This window comes from Enterococcus sp. DIV2419 (assembly GCF_051711865.1).
Lineage (GTDB): Bacteria > Bacillota > Bacilli > Lactobacillales > Enterococcaceae > Enterococcus > Enterococcus faecalis.
Window position 1 is genome coordinate 2458289 of the sequence record NZ_JBIONS010000001.1, and the last position, 18677, is coordinate 2476965.

Below are 18677 nucleotides of genomic sequence, written 5' to 3' on the forward strand. Positions count from 1 at the left end.
TTTTAAAAGTTAAAAATAAACTAGAAAGAAGGAATAAAAAATGAAAAAGATCGTGCGCATTTCAAGCATTTTGTTCGTTGCTACGCCTCTTATGCTTTTAAATAGTCCAAAAGTTGAAGCAGCTCAAGTCGCTTCTATTCAATCCAACGCTGATATTACGTTTGCTCTTGATAATACTGTCACGCCACCTGTCAACCCGACGAACCCTTCTCAGCCTGTGACACCTAATCCTGCTGATCCTCATCAACCTGGTACAGCCGGACCCCTTAGTATTGACTATGTTTCAAATATCCATTTTGGATCAAAACAAATTCAAGCCGGAACAGCGATCTATTCGGCACAACTGGATCAAGTGCAAAATAGTACTGGCGATTTAATTAGCGTGCCAAACTATGTCCAAGTAACTGACAAACGTGGTCTAAATCTTGGCTGGAAATTATCAGTTAAACAGAGTGCGCAATTTGCTACAAGTGATTCAACACCCGCTGTTTTGGATAATGCGTCCTTGACCTTTTTAGCAGCAACACCCAATTCAACACAGTTACTTTCTTTGGCGCCATTAACGGTCCCAGTAACCTTGGATCCAACTGGTGCCGCCACTTCTCCTGTGGCGACTGCCGCTCTTTCAACAGGAATGGGCACTTGGACATTAGCTTTTGGTAGCGGAGCGACCGCTGCTCAAGGCATTCAATTAACTGTTCCTGCGACAACGAAAAAAGTTGCAGCTAAACAATATAAAACAACGCTTACTTGGATTTTGGATGATACACCACTTTAAAAGAAAACAAACAAGGTATTGCATGAAACAACTTCATGCAATACCTTGTTATAAAAAATTGTCAAAAAGGAGTGCACACTATGAATCAGCAGCTTTTTAAATGGCTCCATGCTATTAGCGTCATCATTTTTTTATTTTTTATTGGCTCTTATTCTGTAGAAGCAAGCGAAATGACTTTTTCTGTAAAAGCCATTTTACCCGACAATCAACGAACCAAAGAGACAAGTTATTTTGATCTACGTGTCGCTCCAAACCAAACACAAAAGCTACAAATCGAACTAACGAATCAAACAGCCAACGACATTACCGTGCTAGCTTCAGCTAATGCAGCGATTACTAATGATAATGGCTTGGCAGATTATTCTCATGCTGAAACAAAAAAAGACCCATCTGCACCTTTTACTTTTAATGATATTGCGCAATTACCAAAAGAAATCCACCTACCTAAACACTCAACCAAGACTGTTGAATGTCAGCTTACTTTACCGGAAAAACCATTTAATGGGTACGTTTTAGGAGGACTCTACTTTGAACAAAAGTCAGATGAACAACCTGCTCACTCAGAAAACGGTGTGGCCATCAATAATCGTTTTTCTTATGTAGTCGGCGTCTTACTTAGTGAAACAGATGAACCTGTTCAGCCAGAATTATCTTTAAATGAAGTAAAAACCGATCAAGCTAACGGTCGTAACCGCGTATTAATGAATCTCCAAAACAAACAAGCGGCTATGATTAAAAAATTACAAGTCGATGCCTCTTTATATTATGAAAAAGAAGCTAAACCTCGCTACGAAAATCACCAAGAGTCGTTAACAATGGCCCCTAATACAAATTTTAATTATCGGATTGACTTAAAGGAACAACCTTTTGTTCCTGGAAATTATACTGTAAAAATCAAAGCAAACGATGGCTATCAAGACTATTCGTGGGAAAAACACTTAGTTATCCAAGAAAAAGAAGCTAAAAAATACAATGCTACCGCCGTCAACCTCCCACCTGAAAAACACACCAATTTCCCTTGGAAACTGGTGAGTAGCATCACGCTAGTTTTTCTATTCATTTTGGGAAGCACGATTTATTATTTCAAGAAAAAAATACGTGAAGCGCAACAATAAAAAAGCACATCGACAATTGTCGATGTGCTTTCATAATCACTTAATTATTTTGTATATTCTTCAACTAATGCAACGACTTCTTCCATCGTGTCGCATTCTTTTAATGCGCGGTCAGCAAGTTCAGCCATTTTAGTTGTGTCTAGACGTTTCATCAAGCTACGTGTTTTAAGGATAGATGTAGCACTCATTGAGAACTCATCTAAGCCCATACCCAATAGTAATGGAACAGCTGTTTGATCGCCCGCCATTTCACCACACATACCAGCCCATTTACCTTCAGCGTGTGCTGCATCAATTACATTTTTAATTAAACGTAAGATTGATGGGTTGTATGGTTGGTATAAGTAAGAAACGCGTTCGTTCATACGGTCTGCCGCCATTGTGTATTGGATTAAGTCGTTGGTTCCAACACTAAAGAAGTCTACTTCTTTGGCAAATTTATCAGCTAATACGGCAGCTGCTGGAATTTCAATCATAATACCTACTTGGATATCTTTTGAAACTTCAACACCTTCGTTGACTAATTTTTGTTTTTCGTCTTCAAAGATTGCTTTCGCTGCTCTAAATTCTTTCAAAGTAGCAACCATTGGGAACATGATACGTAAGTTACCATGAACAGACGCACGTAATAATGCACGCATTTGTGTACGGAACATGCCGTCACCTAGTTCTGATAAGCTAATACGTAATGCACGGTAACCTAAGAATGGGTTCATTTCGTGTGGTAATGTTAGGTAAGGAAGCTCTTTGTCCCCACCAATATCCATTGTACGAACCACAACGGGTTTTCCTTCCATTCCTTCAAGAACTGCTTTATACGCTTGGTATTGGTCCTCTTCAGTTGGAAAGTCAGATGAATCCATGTATAAGAATTCTGTACGATATAAACCAACAGCTTCGCCGCCGTTTTTGTGTACGCCTTCTAAATCTTTTGGTGTACCAATGTTTGCAGCTAACTCAACATGTTTGCCGTCAGCTGTCACTGTTTCTGCATTTTTTAGTTTATCCCATTCTACTTTTTGATCTGCATAAGCTTTTGCTTCTGCTTCAAATTCAGATTTTTCAGCATCTGTTGGGTCAATAATAACATCCCCAATGATTCCGTTCACTGCTAAAATATCGCCTGCTTTTACTTTGTCAGTAATTTCTTTTGTACCAACGATTGCAGGGATTTCTAACGAACGAGCCATGATTGCTGAGTGAGAAGTACGTCCGCCGATGTCTGTCACAAAGGCTTTAACATACGTACGGTCTAATTGTGCAGTATCACTAGGTGTTAAGTCATGGGCAACCACGATTACTTCTTCGTTAATCATTGAAGGATTTGGAAGAGTCACACCTAATAAATGTGCTAAGATACGTTTGGCAACGTCACGAATATCTGCTGCACGCTCTTGCATGTAAGCATTGTCGTCCATTGCTTCAAACATACCAATATACATATCCGTAACTTCTTTCAAGGCAGCTTCTGCATTGACTTTGTTGTCTTGGATATTTTGTTTGATTTGACCAACCATTTCTGGGTCAGATAAAACCATTAAATGAGCATCGAAAACTTGCGCTTCTGCTTCACCAAGGCTTTGAGCTGCTTTGTCGCGAATTGCTTGCAACTCTTCAGTAGATTTTGCTAAAGCATCGTCTAAGCGAGTTGCTTCTGCATCAGTATCTTCTACGGAAGTTTTGTTGAAAGACAAGTCAGGTTGAACTAGCAGGTAAGCTTTAGCAACAGCAACGCCATCACTTGCGGCAATCCCTTTTAGCATCTCAGACATTATTCAGCCAATCCTTCTTTTTGTAATGTTTCAACGATTGCTGCCATTCCTTCAGCTTCGTCAGCACCATCAACAGTGATTGTTACGTCAGAACCTTGACCAACGCCTAAAGACATAACGCCCATGATTGATTTTAAGTTAACAGATTTACCTTTGTATTCTAAGTTAATATCTGAGTTAAATTTGCTTGCAGTTTGTACTAATAAAGTAGCTGGACGTGCGTGAATTCCTGTTTCTGCTACAATGTGAAATTCTTTCTTTTCCATATAAATCGGTCTCCTTCGTAAATAAAAAATTTTTATGTTAGGGTTTTCCTTTCTTGATACGCTAAAATCAAACGTCTACTCGAAAAAAGACCCTTTCAGTTTCTAAGATTACCATTTTTTTCTATCTTACACAACACTTTTTGCTTAAATTTCGTGATGTTTTGCACTGACTATTCTTCCTCTTTTTGGTAACGATAAATGATTCGTCCATTTAACCCCGCTTCTCCAACAATTTCCGCGCGGTCAGGTAAAGAAATCCAAGCATCACGAAATTGGAAAAATTCATTTTGCTCCACGATTAATTCAGAGATTTCTCCAGCTTTTAATGAAGCAATTTTTTCTACAAAAGGATTTTCAGCCATTGATTTCACCACTCTTTCTCTTAAATATCAACTCTTATAGTTTACTTGAAAATGGCGCAATTGTCTGTAAAAAAATCGAATCTTTGTCTTTTTTTAAACAAGGTCTTTTACTTGATTCTCTTACAAAAAATGCTATAATAACCTCAAAGGTCAAAAATGGTCAAGTGGTTTTGTAGACAGAATTTATTCCTGCTATCTAGTACTTGGCTGGTTTGAGAAAAAATGGTTTGTTTACTAGAAATAATAGAACAAACAACTATTTTTCTGGCCTCAGTTATTTTGAAAGGATGTGTTTCATTCAATGATTTGTCAAAATTGTCAACAAAATGAAGCAACAATTCATTTATATGCAAATGTGAATGGTCAAAGAAAACAACTGGACTATTGCCAAAGCTGCTATCAAAAATTAAAAAATCAAGCAAATAATTCCCCTCAAAATATGGGACAAGACCCTTTTGGCTTTGGGAGTTTAGACGATTTATATCGTTCTCTTTCTCGCCAAATGCAACAAGGTAATCCTTATGAACAACAAACACCACCCACTCAATTTGGTGATGGTGGTAATGGCGGTCAACCCCCTCGCGGAGGCGCTGGCGCTGGTCAAGGTTTACTAGGCGAGTATGGGATTAACATCACCGAAGCGGCACGCCAAGGAGATATCGATCCTGTGGTAGGACGTGACCAAGAAATTAAGCGTGTCATTGAAATCTTAAATCGCCGTACAAAAAACAACCCCGTTTTAATCGGTGAACCAGGTGTTGGTAAAACAGCCGTTGTCGAAGGTTTAGCCCAAAAAATTGTCGATGGCGATGTGCCCCAAAAATTATTGGACAAAGAAGTCATTCGTTTAGATGTGGTTTCACTTGTTCAAGGAACTGGTATTCGCGGACAATTTGAAGAACGGATGCAAAAATTGATTGAAGAAATCACTGAAGCTGAAAATGTCATTTTATTTATTGATGAAGTCCATGAAATTGTGGGTGCTGGTGCTGCTGGTGATGGCAATATGGATGCTGGCAATATTTTAAAACCGGCCTTAGCACGTGGTGAATTACAATTAGTCGGTGCCACAACTTTAAATGAGTACCGTATTATTGAAAAAGACGCTGCCTTAGAACGTCGGATGCAACCAGTCCAAGTAGATGAGCCAACCGTTGCTGAAACCATAACGATTTTACATGGTCTGCAAAAACGTTATGAAGATTATCATCATGTTAAATATACAGATGAAGCGATTAACGCAGCAGCAAACTTATCCAACCGTTACATTCAAGATCGCTTTTTACCAGATAAAGCGATTGACTTGTTAGATGAATCTGGTTCAAAAATGAATCTAACTATCCAACTCGTCGATCCAAAAACAATTGATAAAAAATTAGCAGAAGCGGAACAACAAAAACAACAAGCTTCCGCAGAAGAAGATTTTGAAAAAGCGGCTTACTATCGTGATCAAATCAATAAATTACAAGCAATGAAAGAAAAACAAATCAGCGATGAAGAAACACCCGTCATCACTGAAAAAGATATTGAAGCCATTGTGGAACAAAAAACTGGCATTCCTGTCGGTGACTTAAAAGAAAAAGAACAAACCCAATTGAAAAATTTAGCTGTTGACTTAAAAGCTCATGTTGTCGGACAAGATGATGCCGTCGATAAAGTAGCTAAAGCGATTCGTCGCAATCGTGTAGGCCTAGGCAAACAAAACCGCCCAATTGGTTCCTTCTTATTTGTAGGGCCAACAGGCGTTGGTAAAACAGAATTAGCAAAACAATTAGCTTTTGAGCTATTCGGTTCAGAAGATTCGATGGTTCGTTTTGATATGAGTGAGTATATGGAAAAACACAGTGTTTCTAAACTGATTGGTTCTCCTCCAGGCTATGTTGGGTATGACGAAGCTGGACAACTCACAGAAAAAGTCCGTCGTAATCCTTATAGTTTAATTTTATTGGATGAAATTGAAAAAGCGCATCCTGATGTTTTACACATGTTTTTACAAATTCTCGACGATGGTCGTTTAACAGATGCACAAGGTCGTACGGTCAGCTTTAAAGACACCATCATTATCATGACAAGTAATGCTGGAACAGGTGCTGTGGAAGCCAACGTTGGCTTTGGCGCTGCCCGTGAAGGTGTGACTAAATCTGTTTTAGGTCAATTGAACAACTTCTTCACCCCCGAATTCCTTAACCGTTTCGATGGTATTATCGAATTCAAAGCATTAAGCAAAGAAAACCTGATGAACATTGTCAGCTTGATGTTAGAAGAAGTAAATGGCTTATTAGCTAAACAAAAATTACACATTGAGGTTCCAACAGAAGTCAAAGAGAAACTCGTTGATTTAGGTTATGATCCTGCAATGGGCGCTCGTCCTTTACGTCGAACAATTCAAGAACAAATTGAAGACGGCATTGCTGAATACTATCTAGATCATCCTGAAAATCATCAATTAGTCGCAGCGTTAGATAACGAAGGTAAAATTATCGTAACTGGCGCACAAGAAGTGACTAAAACAGAAACTTCAACATCTGACCAAGCAGAATAATCAAAAATCCACACGCATTAATAACAATGCGTGCGGATTTTTTTATGCTTTTCACTTTTTATTTTCATCAAAAAAAACTATAATAGAAGAAAGATATTCGTATACTTGTTCCTCATAGAAAAAATTCAATCTGGAACTCCTGTACATAATTGGAAACGCTCTTTTGCAGCACACAACTATAATGAGGTGATAAAATGAAATTAGTGAATGTGACCAATAGCTACAAACAATTAGTAAATAAACAATTGGAAAACACGGATGCTTACTTTGTAAAAGTCTACTCAGCAGGAAACACGACCGCTGTCTATTCAGAAGCAGCTCACCATGTGGAAGTTCTGATTATGAATAAAAATCGTCGCATTCGTCCGACAGAAGTAAAAGAAATTTTAGCAAAACTGTTAAAACGATTACCTAAAGAGGCTTATGACCCAGATGAAATTTCTATCATTGAGTTAAACCATGTGACCGAAGTGTCTGTTCCATTAAAAGTTTCCCTCATGGAAAATTAAAAAAACTGCCGAAGTTTCCCCACTTTGAGCCGACCCCCAAAAGTTAGACCTAGAAATCTAACTTTTGGAGGTTTTTTTGTATGGCAAAATACAGTTTTGAATTTAAACTTAAACTTGTTCATGACTACTTATCTGGTCAAGGAGGTCTAAGGTTTCTCGCAAAGAAGTATGGGTTTAAAGATAGTTCTCAAATAAGCAAATGGATAAATGCCTATAAGGAACTTGGTGAAGAAGGCCTACTTCGCAGTCAAAAAAATAAGAATTACTCTGTTCAATTTAAGCTAGATGCGATAGAGTTATATTTAACAACAGAGTTGTCCTATCAAGAAGTAGCTAATCTTCTAAAAATGAACAATCCATCATTGATTGCGAATTGGCTTAGAACGTATCAGAAGTTTGGTATAGAGGGACTCTCTAAACAGAAAGGACGTCCACCTACCATGCCTAAGAAGAAACAAAAGGAAAGCCAACCATTACCAAGTGAACGATCTCAAGTAGAGAAACTAGAAAAAGAAAATAGAATGTTAAAAATTGAGAATGCCTATTTAAAAGAATTGAGGAGACTGCGTTTAGAGGACGAACAAAAAATGAACGAATCGCACGAATCATTCACAGTCTCCGAAGACACTTTCGATTAAAAGATATTTTGGAAACCCTAAGGTTTCCAAAATCTACTTACATGTACTGGCAAAAACGCCTCGACAGAACAGCTTCAACACAAATCATTGAAGAAGAAATTCAAGCGATTCGTAAAAAACATCAACATTATGGCTATAGAAGGATGACCCAAGAATTGAAACGACGTGGATTTCAAGTGAATAAAAAGAAAGTCCAGCGATTAATACAAAAGTTAAAGTTACAAGTCAAAGCTTTTACTAAGAAATCCAGAAAATATAATTCCTATAAAGGAACCGTTGGTAAAATCGCTAAAAATTTGATTCGTCGCCGATTTAAAACCTCTGTTCCTCATCAAAAAATTACAACTGATACAACTGAATTTAAGTACTTTGAAGCAGATAACGTAGGCATCTTTCGTCAGAAAAAACTATACTTAGATCCATTTATGGATATGTATAATAGTGAAATTCTAAGCTATAGCCTTTCTACTCAACCAAATGGTAAAACAGTTATGGAAGGTCTGAAAGAAGCAATTTCTCAAACAAATGATTGTCCCTATCGGCGCACCTTTCACTCTGATCAAGGCTGGGCTTATCAAATGAATGTCTATATACAAGCATTAAAGGACAACAATATCTTTCAAAGTATGTCTCGAAAAGGAACCTGTTTAGATAATTCTCCTATGGAGAATTTCTTCAGTATCCTAAAACAAGAAGTGTACTATGGAAAAATCTATCAAAGTCAAAATGAATTGAGAGAAGCAATTGAGAACTACATTTATTATTACAATCATCACCGAATCAAGGAAAAACTTAACTGGAAAAGCCCAGTAGAATTTCGACAATTCAATCAAAAAACTGCATAAAAATAGAGTGGAAAAATCCACTCTATAAAAAGTCTAACTTTTTGGGGTCACTACACTTCGGCAGTTTTTTTAATTTATTGTGACGTTATTTTTTTTACAAGCCTTTGATAATTTTCCGACCAGGCTTCCTCATTTGTCGGACTGACTAATTTGTTTTCCTCGATTGCTTTTTTTCTTAAGTCATCTACTTCTTTTTTGAAATTTTCCCCCGATTTTTGAGCATAATCTTTAGAAAAATATTTTGATTGGCGAGAATAAGCCTTCAGTTTCGCATCTTTAATCTCTTCTTCTGTATCTGCAAAATATTCATCATAACGAAGATCGGTTATTTTCCCTGAATCTTTTAACGTAATAACCGTTAAACGTCCAGAAAGCCCCTCCTCAAAATCTTCTGTTAGACTTGTATAATGTTCTTTTGAAGGTTCTTTGATTTCCTTGGCTAAAGCCCTAGCAGCAGGAAGATAGCCATTATTAGCGCTATTGGATTGACCTTTGGCTGTCTGGAATGCGCCATCTAGGCGATTTTCAGCAACCATTTGATTTTCTAGAAAAGTCATCGTATTAACAACGGTCACTAACGATTGATCAGTTCGGGCGTTGTTCGCTTGAAAATTTGCATAGCCGGATAAACGTTTTGTCACTCCTGCCCATTCTTCAGAATAATAGTTTTTAGGTCCACGTTCATCAAATTCCACTAACTGAATTTGTTGATCCTTAACAACGACATCAATTAAAGCCGTATAGCCGCCATCAAACACGACTTCATGATGATAATAATCCCCTTGAACTTCCCCGATTTCTGGACGACCTGACCAATACATCTTCTGAGCTTTTTCTTCTGGACTAATTCCTGATTGTCCATTATTAGCTTCTACTGTAGCGCCAGAAACAGCATCAACTTCAAAGGTATGTCCATTACGCTCATAACTCACTTTGGCAGCACTCTCCTTCGGTTGATCATTCGTGTTTGTCTGCTCCTCCTGCTTTACAGAAGTGGCATTAGTGGCTGCCGAGGCACCACTCGTTACTTGGACTGCTTCTGCTTCAGTACTTTCTTTCATTTTTTCAGTTCGTTGATCTGGTTGGCACCCCATTAAAATAATCATTGAACAAAATAACCCGACAACTATCTTTTTAGTTTTCATTTTTCCTCCTTTTAAAACTCATTGAATTACCATTTAATTTTAATATAAGTAGAATGAAAAGTATAGCTAAGAAATCGTTTTTTCTTCATACGGCGATAAACTTAACTGTCCAGATAAATACTCACCTAAATAGATTTCCTGTAATCTTTGGAATCCTTGTTCTTGGATTTGCGTTAATAGCCAGTGCTCATCTTTTTTGATTAACTCTAGGACATCCATGTTGGCTTGACCGTCCACAATAATCGGATAACGAATACTTTCATCGCCATATTCGACGATTGTTAATTGACCATTTTGTTCTAAAACCGCCCGTTTAACAAGCTGGACTTCATAAATACCATTTGCTCGTAATTTAAACATTAGATCATTTGCAGAAATACCATTTTTCAAACATTCCTTCACCACAACCTGTCCATCCTTGATTAAAGTAATGGGTTTACCATCCACAATTTGCTTCACATAGCGATTGTGTTCTTTTGCAAATTTTAAAATTAAGACTAATAATGTCCACAAAATTAACACTAATACAAATTGGAGCACCGTAATTGAATCATTATAAATAACACCACCAATAATGCCCCCCAATACATAGTTTTGCACTTGGTCCATAGCCGATGTGGGCGCCAAATTGCCTTTTCCCATCAAATTAATTTGGACAATTAAACAAATAATACCTAAAGCAAATTTAATAATAATTGGACTATAAAACTGCATTAATTTTCCCTCACTTTACTTTATGATTTCAATCGTTGGTGTTAATAAATACGTTTCTTGTAACGTATAAGACTGCTGATCCGTACTTAAACTCATTTTGTAAAAGACTTCGTCAATTTTAACTATGGTTCCGTCAGCCAATTGTGTACCATTGACATAAACTTTTTCTGGAGAAACCTTTTTTTCCTGTGCCACTTGTTCGACAAAATGTACCATTTGTGAAGATTGTGAATGCTGATTTTGGTTCAGTTGATAATTGGAATATTGAACCCCTAAAACAAATAATAATGATAAAAAAATAATAATACTTAATTCACGATATTTCGTTTGAATTTGATGTCGCACATAAAAACTAAATACAATGACTAGCCCGATTAACAAAGCAAAAATAAAAAAATACTTTAAGTAATCATTTAAATTAGATTGGCTTTTTAAATACTCGATGCCATAAAAATTCATGTTCTTGTCCACTCCTTGATAGGTTCGTTATAATAAGTATTCTATCTCAAAAAAAACAATCACGCCTACTTTAATACCTTATAACAAGAAAAAGCTCAGCGCAATCATCTTGAGAATGACTGCGCCGAGCTTCAATCTTCTAAAGATTCAGCTACTGATTGATTACAAATTAATTTTACATCAAACTTTTCAGTTCAACATCTGGATATTTATCAGCAAACCAGCGTTCCGCAAATTGGTTTTCAAATAAGTGAAAGTCCCTTTTTATCAGGCTTCATCATACAATAAATAATCTTAGAAAGCAATCCATTTTTTGCTACAAACCAACGCAATGTGCAACCTTTATTTTTCTCAATACACCTATTACTTCTTAATCAATAATTTTAGTAGGAAAATTGATTAGACAATTATCACAAAACAAAAGTTGAAAATTATATGTTATTTATTGTGACTTTTCTGTTTTATCAATGGAACCTAATTTTAATCATTTCAATACATTCAGGATAGAAAAAACAACTACAGATATATAAGAAGCTATCGAAAAAATAAAACTCCAGTGTAAGTTTTTATACTTTTTCGTTGCTGTCTTTGCCAGATAATAATTTTGTTCAATCATGACTTCTTCAAAACTACCTTGAGGGATTTCAGATACTTTCATTTTATAAGATTCTGCATCTTTATAGGTAGCTACGTCTTCCCAAAAAACAATTCCGTTGCCATTTCTATAGCTTCTACGTGGAAAAATAACTAAAAATAAAAAAACATAAGCCACAAGTAAAAGTCCAATACTCGCTAATAAAAAAAGATTTTTCGATTTTTCAAATTCGAAAGGCATATTATCTTTAATTTGAGTATATAAAAATCCCATCAATACACCGTTTACAGTTATAAATACTGCTGATTTAGTATCTGCAAACTGTATATAATTGTTTAGATAGTCATTTTGTGAATAAACAAAGTCTTTTTTTGATGATGCCATGTAAATATCACTCCAATTCAGCTTTTTTTAAGTAACTCTTAGATAAATCATTATCATTAACATATAAACTAAAATATTTATTTTTGGTAATATTTCCTTCAGCTTTTATCTTACAAATCATATAATGCAGTCCATTAAAAGCAGTATGTCTCTTACATCGAAAAACAGCATTATCTTCATCCGTGAAAGCTTCCTTTGGGACTACATAGTCTAATTCTTCTTCTTTCGAAGCTTCAATACCAGAGTTTGAAACAGTCCATTCTACACTGTTAATTTTATGTAGCAACGACTGACTAGCTTCAATTTGATAAACTATATCTGTATCTTTTTCTAATGCTTTTTCTGAATAGTAAGGTATCCGCCTTTCGTTTTCTGATAAATAGTAACATTTTATTTGAAAATCTCCCTCATACGATTCAAAATGGGCTATTCTTTCTAAATATTTTGACCAATCAAAATTTTTCATTTTATAATTAAATGAATTGTGTTTCATAATATAATAGTCTTTTTCTTCAGAGCTACCTTTAATGTAGATATCACTGAGCAAATCATCTGGTAATTGCAAGTATGAAAAAACATTTTCTCCAACCATAATACTATTTTCAGAAGCCTTATTTTGGAGCTTAGATGACAAATCAGCATGTAAACTAGTCACAGTAACTTCATTAATATTATCAATGCCATATTTAGACCAAAGAACTTCATCATCATCCCCAAAATCTATACCAATTCTTATTTTTAATGATGATACACCTAAAACATTCTCAAAATATTTTTTCAAAATATTTTGATTCATGTATTGTATCACTGAAGCAGCATTTATAGCTTGAATTATTGCATCACTTTTTAAAAGTTTACTATGTCCAGTAAAAGCAAAAATTGCATCTCCTTGAAGTCGGTGGATATGACCACCAAAATATCTAATAATTTCAATTCCAGTTGAAAGAACAGCATTTTTTATTTTCTGAACAGTCTCTAAATCATATTTAAGTGCCAATCTAGTGGAACCTTTAATATCTAAAAAAATGGAGCAGATATACTGTGTCTTTGGAAGTAAACTTTCATCAATAAAATCTGGATGTGTTCCTATTTTCTCAGAAAATCTATTTGGTGGAAACTTAGCTATAGTAAGTGTTTCATTCTCTGGAACGATTATACTTTGAGAAGAATCCATATATCTACTATGAATTACAGATTTTTCTAATTTATTATCTAGGTTTTCTTTTCGTAAGTTTTTATAAAAAATTCTTTCAATATTATTATAATTATTATACAATTTAATTTTCATCCTTTCAGCTATACGAGCACATAGTTATAATAAAAAGCCTAATAAAGGCTTTTTATTATAAACACTCTAAATTTTAGTCAATTATCTCCAAAGGAGGTAAGCTTTCTACTAAATCCATTTATTGACTATAACATGATTAAACATTCCAACTAAATCTTTTTCTTGATAATACTGTTTGCTAAAGTAGTCACTCCTAGAATAGCTACGCTACCTAAAGCAGTTCCAACTAAATTTCTTTTTTCCTTTAAGCTACGACTATGTTCCATGCAAAATAAAGATTTATCTGATGGAACTTCTTTATTACAATTTGGGTACTTACAAGTCTTAATTTTCGATTCTTTCATTTTCAGTCACGTCTGTCCTTTCATTATTATAAGTTGCTATGAGCACTTCAATTTTTGTAGACAAATCATTAGTTAATTCCTGAATTCTTCCATCATCACCCACGTGAGCATTATCTAATAACCACGCAATAGTTCTTCCGCTTTCGTTTTCTTTCATTAACACTTGTTTAACAAACGAGTGATAGTTTGTCAGTGTTGCAAATAAAGATTGTTTTTCTCCCAAAGCTGTATACGCTATTAGGTTTAGTTGGACTGCAGAATTTAAATATCCTAAAGATGTTTGCAATAAATTATCAATTCTACGTGCATCTTTTGATTTTGTTTTTGAATCAATTAAAAGAGCTGCATCTTCGTGAATAGAAAGCATTAGCTTGCTAATTGTTTCATTAGCAATTTTGATAGAACTAATCAATAGCTCTCTTTTGTTCGATTCATTCTCTGAAGCTAATCCTTCAACAACTAATTGTCTGGATGAAAAAAATCCCGCATATCTATCATTATACTGACCCTTCTCTACCCTTTGTATAATTTGATTTAATCCCTCAATTTGCTCTGAAATTGATGCTAACTGACCTTGGATTGCTGATAACTCTGGTAGAACACCTAACTCTTTTACAATTTTCTTATCAAGAGTAACAAAACTTTTATTTTCCCCACTTAAATTATCCTTAATGACAGCATATGTTTCACCTGTTTTTTTTCTTACGCCAAATGACCATTCTCCAGAATCTATCTTTTCCTTTGCAAAATCAGGTATCCTAGCTACGTATTCTGTTTCTTTCTGATTAGACAAATTTTCAATCAAACTCATTTCTGAAATATTTGAAAATAAACTGTTTTTAATTTTTACCGCTATCGATTTTGAAGCTATTCTTTGCAATGGCAATAATGAATAAGATGTAAAATCATAATTGTATAAATTTTTATCGGTAACATTTACCAATAACGATGCGTCTTTAGGTAAACCAATTTCGAAATCTTTCATAATAACACCTACCTGATAATAAGTTGAATTACAAGCCACTAAGGTATTATTTAACAAGCTCCTTTAAATCTTGTTTCATCTTGGCAACTCTATTTTCATAAAACAATTCAAAATTTTCTATATCTAATTTGATATCTTCATCAATAAATAAAAATGAGTTATTCAAGTGATTGATTTCCATCCATTCTGACAAACTCTTATCTTTCTTCAAAATATTTTTTTCCTTATTTAATAATTGTAAATTTCCAATTTTATTCCAATTATTACCAATCCTCTCAATTTCTTCTTTACTAAAATGGTTTTCCATAAATGTTTTATTTTGAAATTTTGATTTTGGGTGAATATGGTCAATATCGAAATTTTGATTGAAATAATCTAAATCTGGATAGAATAAAGACAATACAAAAAATGCGTCATCAGAACCACATTGTACTTCAAATAAGCCTTCAATTATTGCATCATCAAAAGAATAATTTTTTGTAGGATTGCTTTTAGCACTATTGATTATTTCTTTTAAAGGAAAGACACCAGAGGAAGAGTCATCAATTATTTTACGAATTTCTCGAAGGATACTATCTGATTGCCCACCAAAAATACGTTTCAAAAACACTAATAATAACCATTTTTTCATGAGTTGAGAATTGGCGTTTTGCGTGTTGGAATCTAAGAATCTATTTTTTATAACTTCATCCTCAAGTTTGTTTTCATAGATATAATAAACAATTGGTATAGCAGCATTTTTAGCAGGAAACGTTCTGTTTTCAAAACCCAATCTATAGAACATCTCAAAAGCATTAAGAATTGATTTACGAATCCTTTCCCAATTAGTTTTAATTTTATTAATTACATCTTCATTAAAATTTTTCACTCTACTCTTTATGTCATCTGCATATAAAACTAACATATTTTTCAAAATGAAGTCTATTGTGATAGAAAAATCACCGAACTGGTTAACTTCTCTAATTAATTCCTCAAAATTTTCCCTCGCATCAGACCAATGAACTGTTAAAAAAGACATCAACAAATCTGAAAAAGTAAGTTTCGTCCCGCCATCATTAGTTCGAATAAAAATATCTAATACCTTATCAAGATTTTGTTCATCTTCCAAGTAATAATTTAAAACTTTTTCTTCGTTGATAGTCTCATATAACAGATTTAATATATCTTTGGAGTATTCATTATTTTCTAAACCCACTTTTTCTAAATAAGAACATCGATTTTTTTCATCTGACAAGCCTAAAATACTTCCTACTTCAAACCAATATTTTTCACCTAATTTATTTTCTTTCTCTACTTTATCTCTACGTAAAAATTTGAATTCATATTCTTTATCAATTTTTGTTTCTTGCTTATAGGTATTTTTTATATTTAAGTATAACTTCATTGGAGGAAAATTGTCTTCATTGTCCACCCATCGTTTGTGATTTAATTTAACTGCATAGCTTCCTTTTAGTCCAATATATAAGCTGTTCAACCTCTGTTGTCCATCAATTACTGCAAAAAAATTGTCTGTTCGTCCCATAGAATTATAATATTCATTCATTTCTCCAAAACGTTGTTTATATTTTCTCAAAAAAGAATAAAATCTATAATTATTTTTTATCTCATCTGAAGTAATTTGCCATAACATTAACGAATTTATAGGATACTTTCTCATGATACTATCAAACAATGATTCTATCTGCTCTGGGCTCCATACAAATTTTCTTTGGATAGCAGGTAATAGATAAATATTTTTGTCTATATTTTCAATAGCTTCTTTGATAGTAATTAACGGTTGAAATCCTCTTTCCACCATATCATATCTCCTTGCATAGTTGACTTATTTTTTAATCTGTGAGTGTATTTTTGAATTATCGCAATAATAAAGAACAATATTTTAGAGAATACGGTTCCATAATCAAATAACAAGTAAAATTACTCTATTTTATATTCCGTTCTTCTAAATTTTCCAATCATACAATATTATCTCAAACTTATAAGAAAAATCAACTTAAAATAGATATAAAAAACTCGTATAATCCATACTTTTCTTACTATTAACTTAAATTAATATTCACAGAAGTCAGACCACACTTCCTCTCTTTCTAAAAATATATTCAAAATCTCCAGAATCGATTGTATGCTGCCTGAATTACATTCTAAGCGTTTCTAAAATATTAAGTATAATTTATCAAGAATAAATTTTAAAACTCCTAAGCAATAACACAGGCTATTTAAATTCCATACTACGTTATTTTAACACTACATATCTAAACAAAATAAAAATATAACTTTACCTATATATTCTAAATATGAAGATAGTTCTAGTTGATTTCAAAAAAACAAATAATTCAACTAAAGCAACAATGAATTATCACTATTTCATTATATAAATATATCTAGAGCGTCAATTTTAGCTATTTTACTGAACCTAGATAGTGCTATTAAGTAAGCAAGATATCTCTTGCCGGCACTAAAAAATAAATACTGATATATCAATTTTTTACAGCCATTTTTATCAGTGTTTCTAGAGATAAACTATAAAGATTTTCTTATCTCGCACTTTTTCTTTTTTTAAGTTACTATTATACTAACAAAAAAACAAATAGAGAGTTGGAACATATAATGAATACTCACAAGATGCAATTTGGATGGATTATCGAAGCTCCTAAGTATTTGTCGATACTAACAAATCAAGATGGATTAGTTGCTATTGTTTCTGAATATACTACTTTTGGCGACAATCAATCATTATTAATTACGTTATCGGAAACATCTGCTGAAGTGGCAGTAACTCCTCACTATATTTCATCTTTAACGATTTCAACAGATAAAAAGATTAAAATAGCTATCTCGTCATTCTATGAACAACAAATGGTTGAAATTGAAAAAATGAATTCTGATGGTCAAATCATAGATTAATACTTATCAAATCTTATTGACTATTAAAAATCATATGAAATATCATAACTTATAATACTTACAGTTTACAGAAATTAAAAATTCTAAACTATAATTATCAATTCATATTCTCTCTTCTAAACATTTGTTATATTATTGTTATAGCATAAGTATTTATAAAATATTAAGTTTAAGGAGTAATAGACCATTGAGCAAACTATATTCCAATCACTCTCATCTATCTAAAGTTTTGAAACATAGCACACTGCCTATACTGATAACTAAAGAATTCGATTTCTTTAGATGCGTTGAATTCAATCAAAATTTTTATGAAAAAACTGCCAGCGAGCTGTTTCATGGCAATCTAAGAGATAGTAACTCATCAAATAGATATTCTCAATTATTTCCAAATCAAAAATTATCTTATTGGTCGGACACACCAGATACTTCCCGTAAAGAAATTTTAAAACATGGTTCTAGTAAAAATATAGTTACATTCTGGGCTTATGATGATTTGACAAGCACTTTTCCAACATTAGAAAATGAAGAACCTCTAATTATTATTGATGGAATACGATTCGGTTTTGAGGATATTTTAGAAAAATGCGACAATAATATTCCATTATCTAGTGAAGATAATATCTTGATAACCAAAATAAATCATGCAAAACCAGATTGTATAGCGTATAAGTCTATGGTAACTGGAACAACTAATTTCTTATTCTTTGAAAAAGGATTTAATAAGTTAGCTATTAAAGAAGTCAGACTTAAAATGGGGGAATTAAAAAGCAATGATTTAAATAGAATTATATGTGCGGCTACATCTGACTACTTACCTATTTTAGAAAGTTATGGAGAATGTTTCACCCCTATAGCACAAACTAAAATGAATGAAAATTATCTTAAATCCGCAGAGTACAAATCTCGTTCAAAAATTTATAATCACTAACTCTAATATTATAGACACAAAGGTTTAAAATTCATTAAACCCCGTTAGGAAATCCTAACTGGGTTTATTAAATAATTTTGTACTTTAAAGAAACGTTAAATAAC

17 protein-coding genes and 1 pseudogene are annotated in these 18677 nt (G+C 33.5%); 7 read left to right on the plus strand and 11 right to left on the minus strand.

Annotated features, from left to right (window positions below):
* The first annotated feature begins 40 nt into the window (after positions 1-40).
* Entirely contained in the window at positions 41-778 is a 738-nt protein-coding gene (locus IGI97_RS11525) for a WxL domain-containing protein (protein ID WP_002358689.1), read from the plus strand.
* 35 nt (positions 779-813) lie between these two features.
* On the plus strand, positions 814-1893 hold the full coding sequence (locus IGI97_RS11530; RefSeq protein WP_438738670.1) for a DUF916 and DUF3324 domain-containing protein: 1080 nt from the start codon (positions 814-816) through the stop codon (positions 1891-1893).
* Positions 1894-1937: 44 nt separating this feature from the next.
* Here the strand turns inward: IGI97_RS11530 and ptsP are convergent, their stop codons facing one another.
* From ptsP to IGI97_RS11545, 3 genes are all read right to left on the minus strand, one after another.
* Entirely contained in the window at positions 1938-3665 is a 1728-nt protein-coding gene (ptsP, locus tag IGI97_RS11535) for a phosphoenolpyruvate--protein phosphotransferase (protein ID WP_438738672.1), read from the minus strand.
* Positions 3665-3931: a phosphocarrier protein HPr gene (locus IGI97_RS11540; protein ID WP_002355551.1), complete on the minus strand. Its 267-nt coding sequence runs from the start codon at positions 3929-3931 to the stop codon at positions 3665-3667. Before IGI97_RS11540 ends, ptsP begins: the two co-directional genes overlap by 1 nt.
* Before the next feature lie 170 nt (positions 3932-4101).
* Positions 4102-4293, minus strand: a complete 192-nt coding sequence (locus IGI97_RS11545; protein ID WP_002366170.1) for a hypothetical protein — start codon at positions 4291-4293, stop codon at positions 4102-4104.
* A gap of 301 nt (positions 4294-4594) precedes the next feature.
* On the opposite strand from IGI97_RS11545, the gene IGI97_RS11550 reads away from it, so the two are divergent.
* The 3 genes and pseudogenes from IGI97_RS11550 (at position 4595) to IGI97_RS11560 (ending at position 8827) form a co-directional block, all read left to right on the plus strand.
* Positions 4595-6835, plus strand: coding sequence for an ATP-dependent Clp protease ATP-binding subunit (locus IGI97_RS11550; protein ID WP_002386935.1), 2241 nt, complete (start codon positions 4595-4597; stop codon positions 6833-6835).
* A gap of 194 nt (positions 6836-7029) precedes the next feature.
* Positions 7030-7344, plus strand: coding sequence for a DUF1827 family protein (locus tag IGI97_RS11555; RefSeq protein WP_002355547.1), 315 nt, complete (start codon positions 7030-7032; stop codon positions 7342-7344).
* 80 nt (positions 7345-7424) lie between these two features.
* Positions 7425-8827 (plus strand): annotated as a pseudogene (locus tag IGI97_RS11560) (IS3 family transposase).
* A 74-nt stretch (positions 8828-8901) separates the two neighbouring features.
* Here the strand turns inward: IGI97_RS11560 and IGI97_RS11565 are convergent.
* The 8 genes from IGI97_RS11565 to IGI97_RS11600 all read right to left on the minus strand — a co-directional run bounded on the left by IGI97_RS11565 (position 8902) and on the right by IGI97_RS11600 (position 16539).
* On the minus strand, positions 8902-9972 hold the full coding sequence (locus IGI97_RS11565; RefSeq protein WP_438738674.1) for a hypothetical protein: 1071 nt from the start codon (positions 9970-9972) through the stop codon (positions 8902-8904).
* 66 nt (positions 9973-10038) lie between these two features.
* Positions 10039-10686 (minus strand): DUF421 domain-containing protein, encoded by a 648-nt coding sequence (locus tag IGI97_RS11570; RefSeq protein WP_002355545.1) that lies wholly within the window; start codon positions 10684-10686, stop codon positions 10039-10041.
* Positions 10687-10701: 15 nt separating this feature from the next.
* Positions 10702-11145 carry a DUF3290 domain-containing protein gene (locus tag IGI97_RS11575; RefSeq protein WP_002355544.1) on the minus strand — a complete coding sequence of 148 codons (444 nt, stop codon included), beginning with the start codon at positions 11143-11145 and terminating at the stop codon, positions 10702-10704.
* A gap of 484 nt (positions 11146-11629) precedes the next feature.
* The gene (locus IGI97_RS11580; protein ID WP_048340628.1) at positions 11630-12124 is read right to left on the minus strand and encodes a Pycsar system effector family protein; all 495 of its coding nucleotides are present in this window, start codon (positions 12122-12124) and stop codon (positions 11630-11632) included.
* Between the two features lie 7 nt (positions 12125-12131).
* A complete protein-coding gene (locus IGI97_RS11585) occupies positions 12132-13400 on the minus strand; it encodes a nucleotide-binding domain-containing protein (protein ID WP_010774078.1) in 1269 nt (422 codons plus the stop codon).
* A gap of 161 nt (positions 13401-13561) precedes the next feature.
* Complete coding sequence (locus IGI97_RS11590; protein ID WP_002384921.1) at positions 13562-13756, minus strand: hypothetical protein; 195 nt, start codon at positions 13754-13756, stop codon at positions 13562-13564.
* Positions 13737-14798 (minus strand): hypothetical protein, encoded by a 1062-nt coding sequence (locus IGI97_RS11595; RefSeq protein ID WP_002388528.1) that lies wholly within the window; start codon positions 14796-14798, stop codon positions 13737-13739. The genes IGI97_RS11590 and IGI97_RS11595 overlap by 20 nt, the downstream gene beginning before the upstream one ends.
* Positions 14788-16539: a DUF262 domain-containing protein gene (locus tag IGI97_RS11600; RefSeq protein ID WP_002384918.1), complete on the minus strand. Its 1752-nt coding sequence runs from the start codon at positions 16537-16539 to the stop codon at positions 14788-14790. Before IGI97_RS11600 ends, IGI97_RS11595 begins: the two co-directional genes overlap by 11 nt.
* Positions 16540-17348: 809 nt before the next feature.
* On the opposite strand from IGI97_RS11600, the gene IGI97_RS11605 reads away from it, so the two are divergent.
* Positions 17349-17645 carry a hypothetical protein gene (locus IGI97_RS11605; RefSeq protein ID WP_438738677.1) on the plus strand — a complete coding sequence of 99 codons (297 nt, stop codon included), beginning with the start codon at positions 17349-17351 and terminating at the stop codon, positions 17643-17645.
* 187 nt (positions 17646-17832) lie between these two features.
* Entirely contained in the window at positions 17833-18573 is a 741-nt protein-coding gene (locus IGI97_RS11610) for a hypothetical protein (RefSeq protein ID WP_240185336.1), read from the plus strand.
* Positions 18574-18677 lie beyond the last annotated feature (104 nt).

Excerpts from the sequence above, each read along its gene's own strand:
- IGI97_RS11525 (WP_002358689.1), top strand. The coding sequence starts at position 41 with ATGAAAAAGATCGTGCGCATTTCAAGCATTTTGTTCGTTGCTACGCCT.
- IGI97_RS11530 (WP_438738670.1), top strand. The coding sequence starts at position 814 with ATGCAATACCTTGTTATAAAAAATTGTCAAAAAGGAGTGCACACTATG.
- ptsP (WP_438738672.1), bottom strand. The coding sequence starts at position 3,665 with ATGTCTGAGATGCTAAAAGGGATTGCCGCAAGTGATGGCGTTGCTGTT.
- IGI97_RS11540 (WP_002355551.1), bottom strand. The coding sequence starts at position 3,931 with ATGGAAAAGAAAGAATTTCACATTGTAGCAGAAACAGGAATTCACGCA.
- IGI97_RS11545 (WP_002366170.1), bottom strand. The coding sequence starts at position 4,293 with ATGGCTGAAAATCCTTTTGTAGAAAAAATTGCTTCATTAAAAGCTGGA.
- IGI97_RS11550 (WP_002386935.1), top strand. The coding sequence starts at position 4,595 with ATGATTTGTCAAAATTGTCAACAAAATGAAGCAACAATTCATTTATAT.
- IGI97_RS11555 (WP_002355547.1), top strand. The coding sequence starts at position 7,030 with ATGAAATTAGTGAATGTGACCAATAGCTACAAACAATTAGTAAATAAA.
- IGI97_RS11565 (WP_438738674.1), bottom strand. The coding sequence starts at position 9,972 with ATGAAAACTAAAAAGATAGTTGTCGGGTTATTTTGTTCAATGATTATT.
- IGI97_RS11570 (WP_002355545.1), bottom strand. The coding sequence starts at position 10,686 with ATGCAGTTTTATAGTCCAATTATTATTAAATTTGCTTTAGGTATTATT.
- IGI97_RS11575 (WP_002355544.1), bottom strand. The coding sequence starts at position 11,145 with ATGAATTTTTATGGCATCGAGTATTTAAAAAGCCAATCTAATTTAAAT.
- IGI97_RS11580 (WP_048340628.1), bottom strand. The coding sequence starts at position 12,124 with ATGGCATCATCAAAAAAAGACTTTGTTTATTCACAAAATGACTATCTA.
- IGI97_RS11590 (WP_002384921.1), bottom strand. The coding sequence starts at position 13,756 with ATGAAAGAATCGAAAATTAAGACTTGTAAGTACCCAAATTGTAATAAA.
- IGI97_RS11600 (WP_002384918.1), bottom strand. The coding sequence starts at position 16,539 with ATGGTGGAAAGAGGATTTCAACCGTTAATTACTATCAAAGAAGCTATT.
- IGI97_RS11605 (WP_438738677.1), top strand. The coding sequence starts at position 17,349 with ATGAATACTCACAAGATGCAATTTGGATGGATTATCGAAGCTCCTAAG.